The sequence below is a fragment of the Mesorhizobium sp. B2-1-8 genome (genome assembly GCF_006442545.2).
In the GTDB taxonomy this organism is placed as follows: domain Bacteria; phylum Pseudomonadota; class Alphaproteobacteria; order Rhizobiales; family Rhizobiaceae; genus Mesorhizobium.
Genome location: NZ_CP083953.1, coordinates 252,638 through 267,465, shown reverse-complemented (window position 1 = coordinate 267,465; position 14,828 = coordinate 252,638). Strand labels below are relative to the sequence as shown.

Sequence of the window (14,828 nt, the reverse complement as noted above, 5' to 3'; positions counted from 1 at the left end):
CTGCGGTTGCTGACGAGCGGAGTGCTTCATGCCGACTTTCCCGGCTGATAGTCCTTCCAGTCGACGCGATTGATCACCGTCGGCCCGGCATACTCGCCGACGAGATCCTGCTGCCACACGAACCACGCTAGGTTCATGCGGCTCGACGCAAGGTCACCGTCCCAGCCGTCGCGATGCATCATGGGCAGGCGTCGCGTGAAGACATGCACGCGCGCCGGCTTGCACTCGTCCATGGCGTAGTTGCGGTCAGGATCCTCGAAGCCGCAGAGGAAATTCAGGTTGAGGAGCAGCGCCATCTTCGGTGGCCGGTGCACGCGCAGCGCATGCGCCACGAACGCGTTGAGGGTGGCGCCGTAGGGCGGATTTGTGGCGATGTCGTCGCAGCTCTCATCAGGCTCGCTGGTGAGGAAATCGCGCACTTCCTGGCAAACGCCGTGGCGGTCGTGGGTGCCATAGTCGACCAGGTCGGCCAGCACGACGTCATAGCCCGCCGACTCGAGCATGCGTGAGATAGCTCCCCGACCGCAGGCCGGTTCCTTGATCCGGCCGCCGAACGTCTCCAGCGCCAGAAGCGTGTGCATCGCTTCGGGGCACGTCTCGTAGAGATTGTGGCCGCGATCGGCGGCGCTGGCGCTGTCGGTGCCGATCGCCACGCGCAGGTTCGCACGGCTCGGCTCGAGTCCGGCGGCGATGCGGCCGGCAATGGCGCGTTCCACGATGCCAGGATCCCGCCGCTCGGCATCGGCCAGCTTGCGCGCGGCGTGGATTTCCTTGCGGGTCAACCCGGCGTCGGTCGCCGTGAAACCGTTCTCAGACGGGAACGCTTTTTTCGGCCGGCCGCCCGTCGATGCCTCGCCGGCTTCCTGGGCCGACGTCCATTCCTCGGCGAGCCTGATCTTGGCACGGGCCTCGAGGCGAGCCCCACCACGGCGATACCAAGCCCGGTGGGGCTTCTTGTTTCTCCTCCTACCCAGCCGTCGGAGGCCGTACCGGTCCCGTAGTGTTCCACTGGATGAACTCGACTTCCTTGCCGGTCACCTCTCGCACGCTTTTCAACAGCGCCTCGTGCAGGATCCGCGTTGAGCGGTAATGGTCGCAATGGGGCGATATAAACGGCTTGATGATGCTCTTATGAAGCGCCTCCGCGGCAGTCAGGAAGCGTTCGATCTCTTCCGTCGAGAGCTGCTTTGATGGTTTGGACCTGGCCATTGGCGATCTCCATTTTCGTTGAAGGGTCGCCGCAACGGAGGATTATATTCCTCGTCTCGACATGGTTGGCAAGTCCTATCGTCAATAGACGCTGGCACCTCAACGCCTTCGGGCGCACGGCATACAGCCCGATTTTCGCGACATCCCCCCTCCCGAAATTTCAGCACAGTGCGAACGCTGGAGCCAAGCGGTCTTCGCCTTAGGTTTGGGTGATTTCGAATACCCCGCCCCCGCCGTGGCAGCGCCGCCAGCGCGCTTTCTCGTCGGCCGCCCTCCTACACCGCCGAGGCGCCGTTCGGGTCCTGGCGGCGGCTGTGGCCTGAATTTGGGCAATGCCTGTGCGGCAATGCTGGCTAGTTCGGAACCGACATTCGACGCACTCGTTCTCCTGAGCCAATTTGGAGGGTCCGATGTTCAATCCGTGGTTCGATTTTTATTCGTCGGCGCTGGAAGCACAACAGGTGATCTGGCTTCGAACGCTACGGATTGCCGGGGGAGGCAAATTGGCAGAGCGGGAAGCGAAGCAAATGGTCACTGAGAAAGTCGAGGCGGCCGCGCTCGCCGGCATGCTCTTCGCTACCGGCTCCGCAGGCAAGGTCGCAGGCGTCTATCGGAGGAAAATCAGGGCCAACAAAAAACGGCTCTCCATCTAGTGTTTCTGAAGATGGCCGCTGTTCCTAGGCCCAAAGCTATCCGGGCCACAACGCGGCTGTGGCGAAGATCACGGCAATCCCGAGTGCCGCCAATGCCATGATCACGACCATTGCGGCCTCGAACGGGCCACCGCCATTCCCTTTGTCCGACATTATGGATGATCCCCAACATACGCCACCAATCGTCGCGTGCCGGCCTCGTGAGGTCACTTACAAATGTTAATTGTCTTCCCTGAAGTCGTGCCGGGAGACGTTGCGCAAGCGCACCTGCCGGACAGTTCCCGTGGGCCCGCCTCACTGGCGGTGGAAGCGGGCCCGGCCAAGTCTTCGGGGAGACCTGACCAGCAGCACGGGGGGCTGCCGCCTTTCGAACCTGCCGACGAATATCAGGTTCCTATACGCTGGCAAAAAGGCCCGTTGACCCGGAGCAAGCGGCTTTAGACACATTTCCGCGCACCCGCCGGTTAGATCGGGCCGCCTTGCTATGCTTATTTGGTATTCGAGATACCGAATGGGTATTTGCGCTGTTGCTAATATAAGCCCCATGATAAGCCGCCGGCAAGGATCGCCGGCATGACCCGGCTGCTGTGGATGTATCCCCCAGATCCCTCCTGGCAGCCGGGTCGCCTCAAAGGCACCACCTCACATTAGCGATCGATTGACGAAGCCTCCGGCCGCCCCAAGGTACGTTTCTCCAATCTTGCAAAGAAGGAACCGCAACGGAGGCGCTCATGCCGTCCGACGGAACGCGCGGTGCGCGAGCATCCAAAGTGCGGGCTCTGGATTCATGTTTACAAAGCCCACGTCAGGATCAGCAGACCAAGGGCGACAGGCAGGATTGCGGCAAGCACGCCTTCGATCATCAGCAATTCGTTACGATTGAACACATTGGGACCTCGCCTCTCTGAAATTTTAATGGAAATTTCCGAACCGTCCGAGAGCCTCACAAAGCCGAAGCTTTCCGGCACCGAAAGATGGCGGAAAGCTTCGGTTAAGGCTTGAACATCAGGTCACTCGATTACCTGGATCACCTTGCGGGTGCTCGGGTCGATCAGCACGGTGTGATCATTGACGACAGCATAGCGATACTTGACGTCAGGCACCGTCTGCAATTCAACCGTGTCCGGCACCGCCGAGCCAATGCCGAGCTCGAGTCCCAGCACGTTGACCGAAGCGATCTTGTGCTTGTGGACATATTCCTTGACCACGGTCTGCTGTTCCGGGGTGACGATGATCTCGTCGGCGAGGGCAAAGCCTAGACCAGCCAAAAGGGCCAGGCCGGCGACGGCGGGGATGAGGGTAGTTTTCAATATACTCTCCTGTTGTTGATGAAGAACCTTGACAGGGCGGAAACAAATGCAAGTCGAACATTAGAGCCCCGGTAACGCCCCCGGCCAGGTGTTGTTCCGTCAGTGATACCTAATTCCTCCGCCCCACCCGACATAGCAACAGTCGGGGGCGAGCCGCCGTCATTCAGGCCGACCATGTTCGTGATGCACTATCGCTTCGATAATGGTGCGGTAGAGGCTGTCCACTTCCTCGTCGAGCTCGACCCGCTTGATGCCGATCGCCTTGGCATCCGCAATTAGCTTATCGGTAAGTTCATCCACGCAGATGACGTCTGGTTTCGCCGTCTCGGGGATGTTGTTCGCGATCCATTCATGCAGGAAATCGAGGCCACGCGCGCTCATTGAACCATAAGCTCGATCTGCGGTTTCGGTTCCGGGTCCGTATAATAGCCTCCGCTTGACGAAGCTGTTGCCCGCTCCAGACTCTTGGCATGGCGAAGGGCATCAACATCGGCGACGAGGTTGCGATAACTGCGACCGTGCGCAGGCGCGTCACTGACGACCGCGTAAGCGTTTCCATCCCGTCCTATGGTCGGCCCCATTCGATCATTGACATGACGTCGAACCTTCAGAAGGGGCAGCACATCGAGCTGATTGGCAACGTGATGCACCTACTCGACGGAAAGCGCGTGACGGTGAACCTGGGCATACCCATCACGGTGGATGCCTCAGTTGTCAGGCTGGTGAACGCGTACAAGGCGCCGACGAGGAAGAAGCCGCCGGTCGACAGGGGCGGCGCCACGTAGCCAGCAACCCAAAGAAGGCGTAGGGTCATCTGGTCGTCTGCGCACAATTCTGGCAATCGGGACGCTTGGAAGAGAACATCAGGCTTTCGCCCCAACGGGAGGAAAGCCGTGCCCAACGAGCGCGAGAGCGATCATCAGTCCGCCAAGGAAAAGCACGTCAATTGGCTGGTAGACAGAACCGGTATCACCCATACCCAGGCACGCGAGCTTATCGACTTGCTGGGCGTAGGCAGTCCGCCATCGCTATTGCGTGAAGCCCTCTTGCTGGCAAAAAAGTAGCCGAAGAGACCGGTATTTGTGTACGCATTCGGACATGCCATTGCGCACAGATCCGCTTAGGAACATGCTCAACCTTCACCGGCTCTTGCCCTCCAAAAGCCGGTAAGGCCCGGCCTGCGGAATCCTGCGTCACATGATGAGCGGTCGGGCCGTTGTCCGTTGCGTCTGGTGCGCAGATGACTGACAATTTCGGTCATGCCTTTGCGATAGCCATGGCACTCGTCATGGCCCTCGCGACGATTGGGATCATCCTGATTGTCACGGGAATTTTCTGAAGGACGCTAGTCGCGTACAATCGTGAAAAAGCCCCGGCGCATGGGGATATTAGGTTCCGTCATGGTGCCCTGCGTGGCCGGTAAGGCTGTCACGGGCGGCTCCACAGGTGCGGCGGAATTCTCATTCATGGGGTTTTCGTGGGGCCACTGCGGCATGGTCAACAGCTTCGGCAATAACCCATCGCCGCGTTTCGCGGCATGGACATGAAGCGCGCGTAACAGGGAAAACATGAGACGACCTTTCTTTGTTAAGTTCGTCCAACAGTCGTTAGCCCGGAATGTTCCCGGGCCGGCGAACCCCGTGGGCCCGCCTCCTGGCAGTACAGGAAGGGGAAGCGGGCCCGGCCAGGAGGGACTCTGACCAGCAGCACGGGAGGCTGCTACCTTTCGAACCTGCCGACAAATACCAAGTTCCCACATAGCGCACAAAAAGCCCGCCGGCCGGAGCCAGCGGGCAACTGACGGAGGTGGAGGGCCGCCCGGAGTAGGCGGCTGGCTCCCGACCTTTGTCTCTGACGTATGTTCCACTGAGGCCCGCGCCCCACCCCGCAAAAGGAGGGCGCGGGCCGGCCAGCGTCGCGAAAGACCCGGACGCGCCGCCGCCTTTGCCGGAACTTGCGACTAATGGGGCTGTTCCCGACCGAACGATAAAAAGGCCCGCTGCCGGAGGGGGCATGGCAGCGGGCCAGTCAACAGTCGTGGGAACGCACTGTAATGGGAGTACGACAGTGCAACCGCCTAAGTTTTTCTACGCAACAATGTTCCATGTGCTCCCGCGACGGCTGACGGATCGCGCATAGTCAGCCCCAAGCCATGACGGCGCGGTCTGTGAAAAGGCGTTTCGTCGCGCCGGCCCTCGTTCTTTTTCTGATCAGGTGATCCTGAACTCGGTTTCAAGGTTGACCCGCGTGGACGTCGAGCCAGAGATTTGCCGAAGCTTGTAGTATCGGTAGGCCGTGGAATTCGACCACGTCACTTCCGTTATCAGCGCGCCGCCAAGCGTGAAGCTGCTGCCCTGCCCTGTATAGGTGCTGTCGTCGTTGGAACCTTCAAACACCCAGGTTCCGTGCAAATTCGTGCCATCCTGAAGCCAATGCAGACCGGTCAGGATCTTCCCGGTTCCCAAATCGAACTTGGAATCCTTGGTCGACTCGCCGCCAAAGAATTGGACACCGCCCGACGGGTCTGTGATGGCGCCGCCGGTGATCGACGCCGTCGTGGATATGGTGATGAGCACGGTGCGGTCGCCATACTCCTGAGCGTCACGGTTCGGATCGCCGGAGGCGGCGATGCGGAAAAATAAGACCCCGGCGTCGCCGCTTGGCGAACGGCCCTGGGGCGGCAAAGGACGGTAGGGAACATTCGCGCCGCTGCAAGGTTCTCTTGCCAAACCTGACTGCGATCGAGCTTGGCCATGGCGGACTATCTGAGACTCCCGGCAACCTGCCGAAATTTGTTTCGTGTGATCGTTGAAACGCCGCGCGGGTCCGCTGCAAAGCTTGCCTATGAGCCGAAGACCGGGGTGTTTGAATATTCTCGGCTCCTTCCTGTCGGGAACACCTATCCCTACGATTGGGGTTTCGTACCTTCGACTTTGGGCGATGACGGCGATCCGCTGGACGGGCTGGTCATCCACCAGGCGGCCGCGGCGCCGGGCGTCGTCATCAAGTGCGACCTTCTGGGCGCACTGAGGGTGAAGCAGCGTGATCCCGATGGCACGAAGGTCCGTAACGACAGGTATATCTTCTGCCCTCACAAGGAAGACGCGCCGGACGAGCCAGTGGCTGCCGCCGATGTCTCACAGGATCTTCGCCGGGAAATAGAACAATTCTTCCTTTCGTCGGTGTTGGGTACCGGCAAGAAAATCAAGCTGAAGGGCTGGCAGGACGCTGCCGAGGCCAAGCTTTCGCTGACGAAAGAGATGAAATCCTTCAAGCGAAAATTCGCCGACCGGTGAACGGCGGATGCCTGTGTTGCGCCCCATTCCTCCAAACGCCGTGCACATCTGTGTCGACATGCAGCGCATGTTCATGCCTCCCGGGCCGTGGGCGGTCGAGTGGTTTCCCCAGACTCTGCCCAAAGTGCTTCGGCTCACCGAGAGGCGGCCGGGGCGAACCATCTTCACCCGCTTCATTCCGGCGCTACGGGCAGGAGACGGGCATGGCCAGTGGCGCGGGTATTATCAACACTGGGCAGAGATGACACTCGAAAAAGCGGGGACGGACGTCATCGAGCTGGCGCCGGAGCTGAAGGATTTCGTTCCGCCGGCCCGACAGTTCGACAAACCGGTCTATTCGCCCTGGTTCGGAGGCAGGTTGAAACGCGCGCTCACCGCGGAGGATGTCGACACCATTGTCGTCAGTGGAGGCGAGGCCGACATGTGCGTTCTGGCGACCCTGCTTGGAGCCATCGATTTCGGCTTTCGGACGGTGCTGGCCGAGGATGCGATCTGCAGCACCTCCGACGAAGCCTATGACAGTATCGTGAGGCTGTTCACCAAAAGATATTCCCACCATGTCGAAGTCGCTCCGGTGGACGAAATTCTGGAATCCTGGGCCTAGTCGAAGCGCCGGAAGATCAGCGCGGACCTCGTCAATAACAAATGATCGTTCACGGCCCTCGCCGGCCAAAAATCTGCTCGGAACAACTTGCGGTCGACCGTGTTGAGAATGATCCAACCCCACCAGGAGATGCGCACATGGCGACGACGAAGGCGGCCTCGAAGAAAGGCCTCAACGAACTTTTCCACGACACGCTGAAAGACATCTATTTCGCCGAGAAGAAGATTCTCGCCACGCTGCCCAAGATGGCAAAGGCCGCGCAGAGCGTTGACCTGAAAGCGGCCTTCGAGAAGCATCGCGTCCAGACCGAGGAGCACGTCGCGCGGCTCGAGGAAGTGTTCGAGGTGATCGACAAGAAGCCCGTCGGCAAGACCTGCGCCGCCATCATGGGCATCACCGAAGAAGGCGCCGAGATCATGGAGGAGTACAAGGGCTCGCCCTCGCTCGACGTCGGCCTGCTGGCCGCCGCCCAAGCCGTCGAGCATTATGAAATCTCACGCTACGGCACGCTCCGGACGTGGGCTTCCGAACTCGGCTTGACCGAGGCAGTCAACCTGCTCGACCAGACATTGGGCGAGGAAAAGGAAACGGACGCGGCGCTCACCGAGCTCGCCGAATCCGCCGTCAATATAGCGGCCGAGGCCGCATAGCGGCGGTCCAGCGGCTGGATCTTCCCTCGGTCCAGCATCCGCCGAGCCCTGGCAGGTTGCCGGGGCTCGTTGCACCCTTTGAGTCCCATCCCTTGGAAAAAGCGTTCAATCGCATGGCGGCGGCCGTCGCTCATGCCATGGCAAGCCGTGGGCTTTTGCCCTTTGCCTGGGGTCGGTTCTGCTGTGGGGTGCAACTGGTCCGGTCTTCCCCTATTCGGAGACTTGGCAACTCGTCATCAACACCGGCACCACGATCGTCACTTTCCTGATGGTGTTGCTGATCCAGAACACGCGGCGCCGGATTTCCTCCGGTGCCGTTACACCTTCGTTAAGTGTCTCGGCGCACATTACACGCCCCGCGCCTATGTCGAACGGGTTGTGGATGCCACGCTCATCGAACCCCTCAGCAACGACTAGGCAGCCGAGCGTGCGATTCGCAACGGCTCAAAGGCGGCCGCCATTCACGAGGTTGAAGACTTGCTTGGGCACCTAGCATCAGTGCGGGTGCTCGATCGCGCATGTGGCACTGGGAATTTCCTGTACATCGCCCTCCGCCGGATGAAGCAGGTGGAAGGCGAGGCGCTCAAGCAATTGCAGGATATCGGCGGCGACGAAGCGGTCGCACGCGTAAGTGGAGATGCTAGCCCGCGTCTAGCTTTGAAAGCCATCACACTCGGCAGCGGTCAACCTTGCCAACGCCTGTTCTCGTCGCGCGATAACTGCAGGATCGTTTATGAAATCCGTCCTGCGGCCCGGTTTCGTTCCGCGCTTCTTGTAGGCGGTCTGCTCGCTGTTGGTCTTGATCTTCGGCGCAGGCCGCGCCTCGTCCTGCTGAGCCTTGATCCAGGTCAGCACTTCGCCGAGCCGCTTGTTCTCGGTGACCGCCGTATGCGTGATACGCTGCTCCTTGTCGAACACAACACGCCTTCCAGCGAACGTCCAGCCGACCGTCGGCGAACTGGTAGATATCGACGTATTTGCCGACCAGCCCGCATGAAAGCTCGTTCTTCCCTAGCATGATTTGCCTGCGTTCGTAGGAGAACGACAATTGCTGGCCTACATAGCGCTGCTCCCGCTTGCACAGAACGTCACGCAGCCGATCCGGCGCAACATTCAATGCGCGATGCAGATTGTCCGGTCGGGCAGGGACCTTGGCGAACCTCTCGTTGAAGTCAGCCATGAATATCGGCAGGAACGCGTTGGCCGCCTCGATGTCCGATATGCCGGCGAGGCGCAGTTCCTTCACGAGGCGGTCCTGCAGCGTCCGATTGACCCTTTCGACCCGGCCTTGGCCTGGCTCGAGTTGGCGCACAGGATCTCGATGTTGAATTCCGATAAGGCGCGGCCGAACTGAGTCATGCCGCGACCTGCCTTGGCATCCTTCTTGGCGACACGAAACACCGTGTGCTTGTCGGAATAGAACGCTACCGGGCAACCGTGCGCCTTCAGATAGAGTTCGAGCGTCTCGAAGTAGCTGAAGGTGCTCTCCGACTTCACAAAGCGAAGCTGCTGGAGCTTGCTCGTGGCGTCGTCGATGAAGACGAGCAGGGTGCATGGATCGCCCCGCTCCTCGAACCAACGATGATCACTGCCGTCGATCTGCACCAGCTCGCCATATGACTCCCGACGTAATTTGGGATGGAACGTCCTGCGCTGTTTTCGGGACAGCCAGATTCCTGCTTCCGCCATCCATTTGCGCAACGTCTCGCGCGACACGACCAGGCCGTGGTTCGCCGCCAACTTCTCGGCCGCCAAGGTAGGCCCGAAGTCGACATAGTGTTCTCGAACCAACTGAACCGCCAGATCGCCGACACCGGCGACATATCGATGGTTCGACGGTCGTCCTCGAGCCTTGTGCCGAAGTGCTGCGGCGCCTTTGGCCCGGAACACCTTCAGCAGACGCTGGACCTGACGCGTCGTCATATCCAGGACATGCGCGGCCGAGAGAACCGTCATGCGCCGCTCCAAAACCTTCGACAGCACCTCGATGCGTTGCAGCTCGCGCTCGCTCATCAAAATCAGTCCCAACCCGCCGTCTCCCTCGCTCATCGACGAGCAAGGGCGACATTCCAACTTTGCAGAATCAAGACATTTCTATTTTGCGGCAATGGCATGCCGAACTGGGTTGCTTCCCCGAATTGTTGGCGACGACAGCCTTTAAAGCGGCCCTGCTCTATTCCATCAACCAGCCTTGCGCCCAAGGCGGGACTGTTGCCGATCGGTAGTTGGCGACGTTTGAGCTCAGGGCTTCTGAAAAGTCGATATGTTTTCGCTCAACCACGCGCTGACCGATCGCGGCGCCTTGCCGGTCAGGTCGGTAAAAGTCGCGGTAGTTTCAGCAAGGACTCGATTCCCTGAACAGTCGGTCGATCCCAAGCAGGAGATCGGCAACCAAATCGCTGGCGCCGGAACTGATCAGCACCTTGCGGTGCTCACTTGGGGTGCGGTGCTGGTATGCCGTGTACGCATTCGGACATCCCATTGCGAACAGGTCCGCTTAGGAACATGCTCCTCCTTCACCGGCCTGCCCTCAAGCCGGCGTACGGCCCGGCCTGCGGGATCCTGTGTCACACGATGAGCAGGCCGGGCTATTGTCCCTTTGTGCGTGGTGCCAGATGACTGACAATTTCGGTCACGCCTTCGAGGTAGCTATGATCCTCGTCATGGCCCTTGCGGCGATTGGGATCATCCTGGTTGTCATGGGAATTTTCTGAAGGACGCCTAGCCGTGATTTATCTGAAAAAGCCCCGGCGCTTGGGTCTGCACCGGGGCTTTTGACACGTACGAGCTACATCAGCATGTCTGCTTATGAACGTGCGCTAATATCGTGAACGAATGGTAAATCGTCGGCGCTAGGCCAGCCTCGACGGGCTTCTAGCTAAGCCTTAGAAAATGTTAATGTCAGTCGCCGCAAAGGCGGAGCATGATGGCTTTCTACCCCGCAATGGGGCAAGGGCCCGGCCTGTCCCCCCTCTAGTCCCCCCAAACTCCAGACAGGCCGGGCGCCCTCATCGCACAACCGGCACTGTCCCGTTCCATCGGATGAACGCGGGCAGTTCGCGTTTTAGTCAACTCCAGACCGACCACAGGACCCGCCCTGAAACCGGCGGGGCGCGATCCTGCGTTTCGGTTAACCGGGGACCATCCCGGCGGAGAGCACGAACATGGTCACATGTTCTTGGCCGAAGGCCGTATACGTCACCTTCTACATGCGTATACGTTTTGGACGACTAGAGTTCGTCCGCGAGCATTGCAGGAGCTATCCTTCCTTCTAAGGCGAATGCCAAGGCGATCGGCATCAAGCGGGTAGAGATCGATGAGGATGTCGACAGCCTCTACCGCACGATCCTTCATGCCATAGTGCATGATCCCGGTCTGACTGGGTCGGCGTACACTGCCCCAGTCGCATTTCAGGAGTCTCTGACGACTTCCGGCTTCAGCCGCTCATGCCTCGGCTGCTCGTGCCACATCACCTGACGCTTCGCGCATGTCGACCGACCTGTCCGCAGATCTTGCCCTTATAGAAATGGTCGCCCTCGTCGGTGGCTCGTGTGGCTTGCCCTTGATGGGCGGGAAGCAGGGCGCTGCGTTACCGCAGCGTCCCATCTGCGGGCCGGTAAGGATTTACCAGCTCTGCATGCTATACCAGTCATCGACATCTCGACGGACGCGGTCCTTCTCGAGGCCGTAGCGTTCCTGGATCTTGCCTTCGAGCTGGTCGCGCTTGCCGGCGATGCGGTCGAGATCATCGTCGGTGAGCTTGCCCCATTTTTCCTTCACCTTGCCTTTGACCTGCTTCCAGTTTCCTTCAACGCGGTTCCAATCCATGTCCGTGATCTCCTGTTGAACACCAGGGCCAAACGGGCGCTCTGGCGCGAAGTTCCAACCGAAACGGCTTCCCAGATCCCAGCGCCGGCAGCGGATTTTATTTGAGGACGAAATAAAGCGGAATGAGGAGTGAGAAAGCGGCGACACCAGTGAGAAAAAGGTCTGTGATCATGCGCGGGCACTGCTATTCATTGCTTCCCCTGTCCGTCAGCTTCTCGACCGTAGCGATCATTGCAGCTGCAAGCGCCGCCGCCTCATCCATCAACCCTGGGCCATAGAGCCCGTTCACCATCTCTTCGCTCGGCAGAGCGCCAGGCGGGCAGTGCTCCTCAATCGTCCTTCTGATGATGGTTAGCGCCCCGGCAGTCTTCTGCGTCGATCTTCATCAACGACGTCTATATACAATTCTCCTAAAATGCGAGGGAACTAAAGCAGCCATCGCGCCTTGATTCTAGGCAGGGCTCCTTTGGGGCTGACATTGAATGGAGGTAGCAATGGTACGCAAAGTCGCAATAGCTGGTGCACTTGTCGCCCTTTTCAGCATTCCTGCGTTTGCAGCCACGGAATATTGGGTGGCCATGGATGCAGCGACGAAAAAATGCGAGGTAGTGACCACAAAGCCCGACGGCACAAAACAGACTGATGCCGGCGAGCAGACGTATAGCACCCAGGCCGATGCCGAAAAGGCGATGAAGGAACTGCCTGCCTGCAAGTAAACTGATCGACTCTCGCAGCAAAGCATCCAAAGCAATACCTCGACATGGTTCGACGGCTCAGATCTGGTCGCCATCGAGCATTGGGGCTACCGTCGGCCGCGATCGTGCATGAAGCAGAAGCCGGCCGACTGGCGGCCATTGCCCGAGGTGTTTCGCCTCGAGCGCGAGCCTGAGAAGCAAGAGGCGCTGGCGCGATATCGGGCGGCGGCGACTGAGCGGTGCCTTGCAGCCACAGCGGGCCGCCAGGGGCCTGCGAAGCCCCGTGTCAGCCTCGATTTGAATAAGGTTTCCATGTCATCGGGACATTGCCTGTGCGGAGGTGTGCGCTACCAAATCGCGGGCGAGCTCGCAGAGCCTATCGCCTGTCACTGCACCCAGTGCGCGCGCACCAGCGGCAACTTCGCGGCCATGGCAGCCTGCCGATCGGCCGATCTAAAGCTACTGACTTCGTCCACATTGCGCTGGTATCGGTCGTCGGACAATGTCGAGCGCGGCTTCTGCTCACGCTGCGGCGGCAACCTATTCTGGAGAGCGACTTCTAGCGGGGAAATCTTCATCTCGGCGGGCACGCTCGACCCGCCGACGGGCCTTCATCTCAGCAAACACATTTTCGTCGGCTCGAAATCTGATTTCTACGATCTGACTGATGGTCTCCCCCAAGAACAGGAAGGTTAGCCTATGTTCCGCCGCTAGCGAGGCCTTTGCAGTGACTCAGGCCGTTCGCAGCCTCACCCCAGCGCGGACGTGCTTTCAGTTGCGGAAGCTGCCCAGAAGGTTTTTGCGGACGCGAAGGCGGTCGGGTCGGGATCAGCAGCACCGAAATCGAACAGGACCCCGGCAGCGTCCATGAAGCGGTGTTCAATGCCATAGTTCATTGTGGCTCTGGCGGGTCTGTGACACCGACCGCAACATGCCGGCGTCAGTCCTTCCTGGTCAACTTTTCCACCCTGGCAACGATCGCGCGGGAGATCGCCTCCGCCTCGCCATCAGGGTGGCGCATAGAGCCCGGAGACCATCTCTTCGTCGGGCAACACTCCGGGCGGACAGTGGTCCTCGATAGTCCTCCTGATGATGGCCAGCGCAGTGCAGCACTCGTCTACCACTTCGTCGATTTTTCTCATAACCTCCTTATATACACTTTAGCTAAAATGCCGGAACCAAAGCACCGTGCGGCGTTTGAGTTCGCGTTGGAGTACCGAGTGCATGCGTAACGCCGAACCCCGGCTCAAGTTCATCAAGCCGCAGGAACCGATGCTGGTGCTCGAAGCGCCAGTCAGCGACGACTGGCTGCACGAGATCAAATACGATGGCTTCCGCATCAAATACGATGGCTTCCGCACCCAACTCATCCTCGATTGGGCCGGCGCGCGCGCCTTCACCAGGACCGGCGTCGAGGTCAAAGCGCTATTGGCCGGTCATCGATACCGCTGAAAAACTCGCCGCGAAATCCCTCATCATCGACGGCGAGATGATCGCGCCCGAGCCCGACGGCCGGCCGAATTTTCATGCCATGCATTCGCGCATGGCGTGGAACGCCGAGCTGCTCGCCTTCGTCGCCTTCGATATTCTGTGGAAGGACGCCAGGATCTGCGCGTCCTGCCGACGATCAAGCGCAAGGCGATCCTGTGGGACCTGGTCAAGCCGGCCACCGGCATCATCCAATACAGCCAGAATGTCGAGGGAAACGGCGCCGAGTTCTACGCGGCGGCCGACAAAAGGGGGCTGGAAGGCATCGTCTCGAAGCGGCAGAGCGCGGCCTGCCACAGCGGCAAGGGCGATTCCTGGGTCAAGACGAAATGCTGGGATGTCGCAGATCTCGAGCTCTTGGGCATCAAACGCGAGCCGGCGAAGATCGCCGAAGGCCTGTTCGCGAAGGACGGGAGTATTGCCGGCAAGGCAGCCCTCTCGGTAAACCGCTCCATCAAGGAACGGCTATGGCGGTGCGTCGAGCAGGCGAGAGCTCGGCACTGGCATCACCGCCCGCGTGCGACATCTTCGGGGCGAATCGAAGCTGCGCCATGCTTCAGTGCACGATTCTGGGAAAAAATGCGTCTTGCCGCGATCAGGGCGTGCCTTGCCGTGATGGGTGGCGAAAAAAAAGGTCGCGAGACAGGCGTTCATCGTTGCGGCCAAGGACGCCAGGATTCTGCTCGAGCATACCTAGTCGTTTCAAAACCGCCGCTGCGGATTTGGCAGAGTTAGGTTCGAAAGAGAGGGAGGTCATGGCCAAGATGTCAAATCCTACCCCGCCTCCGCCCGAGGCGAGATCGACGCGGGGGCGACGCAGGACAAAACGCCGGGCTTCGATCCCGCCATTGCCCCGCTGGAAACCGACGCCGAGGCGGCCGACACACAAAATCCGGTCGCTGAAGCAGAGCCGCCACGTTCCCGGCCAAAATTCGAGAACGACGCCAGCTTCGCCAATGCGATGCGGCCGATCGAAAGCGAACCGGAACTGCGGCCTCGCGGTGACGGGCCGCTCCTGGTCATAGCAGCTGTCGTTTTGATGGCAGCCGCGGTTTTTCTGGCCGCGAGCATGCTGCGCTGAAAGTTCACGACGAT

At 60.0% G+C, this 14,828-nt stretch carries 17 protein-coding genes and 2 pseudogenes; 11 read left to right on the top strand and 8 right to left on the bottom strand.

Features of this window, described 5'->3' with window-relative positions:
* Nucleotides 1–26 precede the first annotated feature (26 nt).
* Together FJ970_RS32420 and FJ970_RS32415 are read right to left on the bottom strand one after the other, a co-directional pair.
* Complete coding sequence (locus tag FJ970_RS32420; protein WP_140761800.1) at nt 27–782, bottom strand: class I SAM-dependent methyltransferase; 756 nt, start codon at nt 780–782, stop codon at nt 27–29.
* 184 nt (nt 783–966) lie between these two features.
* On the bottom strand, nt 967–1,209 hold the full coding sequence (locus FJ970_RS32415) for a hypothetical protein (protein WP_140761797.1): 243 nt from the start codon (nt 1,207–1,209) through the stop codon (nt 967–969).
* 410 nt (nt 1,210–1,619) lie between these two features.
* On the opposite strand from FJ970_RS32415, the gene FJ970_RS32410 reads away from it, so the two are divergent.
* A complete protein-coding gene (locus FJ970_RS32410) occupies nt 1,620–1,862 on the top strand; it encodes a hypothetical protein (RefSeq protein ID WP_140761795.1) in 243 nt (80 codons plus the stop codon).
* A 1,010-nt stretch (nt 1,863–2,872) separates the two neighbouring features.
* Here the strand turns inward: FJ970_RS32410 and FJ970_RS32405 are convergent.
* Together FJ970_RS32405 and FJ970_RS32400 are read right to left on the bottom strand one after the other, a co-directional pair.
* Nucleotides 2,873–3,172, bottom strand: a complete 300-nt coding sequence (locus FJ970_RS32405; RefSeq protein WP_140761792.1) for a DUF1236 domain-containing protein — start codon at nt 3,170–3,172, stop codon at nt 2,873–2,875.
* A 159-nt stretch (nt 3,173–3,331) separates the two neighbouring features.
* Entirely contained in the window at nt 3,332–3,553 is a 222-nt protein-coding gene (locus FJ970_RS32400) for a DUF768 domain-containing protein (RefSeq protein WP_140761789.1), read from the bottom strand.
* Nucleotides 3,554–3,642: 89 nt separating this feature from the next.
* On the opposite strand from FJ970_RS32400, the gene FJ970_RS32395 reads away from it, so the two are divergent.
* On the top strand, nt 3,643–3,957 hold the full coding sequence (locus FJ970_RS32395; RefSeq protein ID WP_140761786.1) for a hypothetical protein: 315 nt from the start codon (nt 3,643–3,645) through the stop codon (nt 3,955–3,957).
* Between the two features lie 108 nt (nt 3,958–4,065).
* Nucleotides 4,066–4,236, top strand: coding sequence for a hypothetical protein (locus FJ970_RS32390; protein ID WP_181178720.1), 171 nt, complete (start codon nt 4,066–4,068; stop codon nt 4,234–4,236).
* Between the two features lie 1,146 nt (nt 4,237–5,382).
* On the opposite strand, the gene FJ970_RS32385 is transcribed toward FJ970_RS32390, so the two are convergent.
* A complete protein-coding gene (locus FJ970_RS32385) occupies nt 5,383–5,901 on the bottom strand; it encodes a hypothetical protein (RefSeq protein ID WP_140761783.1) in 519 nt (172 codons plus the stop codon).
* 24 nt (nt 5,902–5,925) lie between these two features.
* Here FJ970_RS32385 and FJ970_RS32380 point away from each other — a divergent pair, with 24 nt between their 5' ends.
* The 4 genes and pseudogenes from FJ970_RS32380 to FJ970_RS32365 form a co-directional block, all read left to right on the top strand.
* Nucleotides 5,926–6,468 (top strand): inorganic diphosphatase, encoded by a 543-nt coding sequence (locus FJ970_RS32380; protein ID WP_140761780.1) that lies wholly within the window; start codon nt 5,926–5,928, stop codon nt 6,466–6,468.
* Nucleotides 6,469–6,475: 7 nt separating this feature from the next.
* On the top strand, nt 6,476–7,072 hold the full coding sequence (locus tag FJ970_RS32375; RefSeq protein ID WP_140761777.1) for a cysteine hydrolase family protein: 597 nt from the start codon (nt 6,476–6,478) through the stop codon (nt 7,070–7,072).
* Between the two features lie 137 nt (nt 7,073–7,209).
* Nucleotides 7,210–7,722: a ferritin-like domain-containing protein gene (locus tag FJ970_RS32370; RefSeq protein WP_140761773.1), complete on the top strand. Its 513-nt coding sequence runs from the start codon at nt 7,210–7,212 to the stop codon at nt 7,720–7,722.
* A gap of 113 nt (nt 7,723–7,835) precedes the next feature.
* Nucleotides 7,836–8,023, top strand: a pseudogene (locus FJ970_RS32365) (low affinity iron permease family protein); the annotation flags it as partial.
* Between the two features lie 350 nt (nt 8,024–8,373).
* Here the strand turns inward: FJ970_RS32365 and FJ970_RS32360 are convergent.
* Nucleotides 8,374–9,750, bottom strand: a pseudogene (locus tag FJ970_RS32360) (ISNCY family transposase).
* A 1,596-nt stretch (nt 9,751–11,346) separates the two neighbouring features.
* Complete coding sequence (locus tag FJ970_RS32355) at nt 11,347–11,550, bottom strand: CsbD family protein (protein ID WP_140761770.1); 204 nt, start codon at nt 11,548–11,550, stop codon at nt 11,347–11,349.
* 494 nt (nt 11,551–12,044) lie between these two features.
* Here FJ970_RS32355 and FJ970_RS32350 point away from each other — a divergent pair, with 494 nt between their 5' ends.
* Nucleotides 12,045–12,266: a hypothetical protein gene (locus FJ970_RS32350; RefSeq protein ID WP_140761767.1), complete on the top strand. Its 222-nt coding sequence runs from the start codon at nt 12,045–12,047 to the stop codon at nt 12,264–12,266.
* Nucleotides 12,267–12,374: 108 nt separating this feature from the next.
* Nucleotides 12,375–12,941 carry a GFA family protein gene (locus tag FJ970_RS32345; protein ID WP_321575748.1) on the top strand — a complete coding sequence of 189 codons (567 nt, stop codon included), beginning with the start codon at nt 12,375–12,377 and terminating at the stop codon, nt 12,939–12,941.
* A 53-nt stretch (nt 12,942–12,994) separates the two neighbouring features.
* Here FJ970_RS32345 and FJ970_RS32340 read toward each other — a convergent pair whose 3' ends face one another.
* Nucleotides 12,995–13,141: a hypothetical protein gene (locus FJ970_RS32340; RefSeq protein WP_181178719.1), complete on the bottom strand. Its 147-nt coding sequence runs from the start codon at nt 13,139–13,141 to the stop codon at nt 12,995–12,997.
* A gap of 328 nt (nt 13,142–13,469) precedes the next feature.
* On the opposite strand from FJ970_RS32340, the gene FJ970_RS32335 reads away from it, so the two are divergent.
* Together FJ970_RS32335 and FJ970_RS32330 are read left to right on the top strand one after the other, a co-directional pair.
* Nucleotides 13,470–13,697 carry a hypothetical protein gene (locus tag FJ970_RS32335; protein WP_227792247.1) on the top strand — a complete coding sequence of 76 codons (228 nt, stop codon included), beginning with the start codon at nt 13,470–13,472 and terminating at the stop codon, nt 13,695–13,697.
* 96 nt (nt 13,698–13,793) lie between these two features.
* Nucleotides 13,794–14,468, top strand: coding sequence for a hypothetical protein (locus FJ970_RS32330; protein ID WP_227792245.1), 675 nt, complete (start codon nt 13,794–13,796; stop codon nt 14,466–14,468).
* The last annotated feature ends 360 nt before the right edge of the window (nt 14,469–14,828 follow it).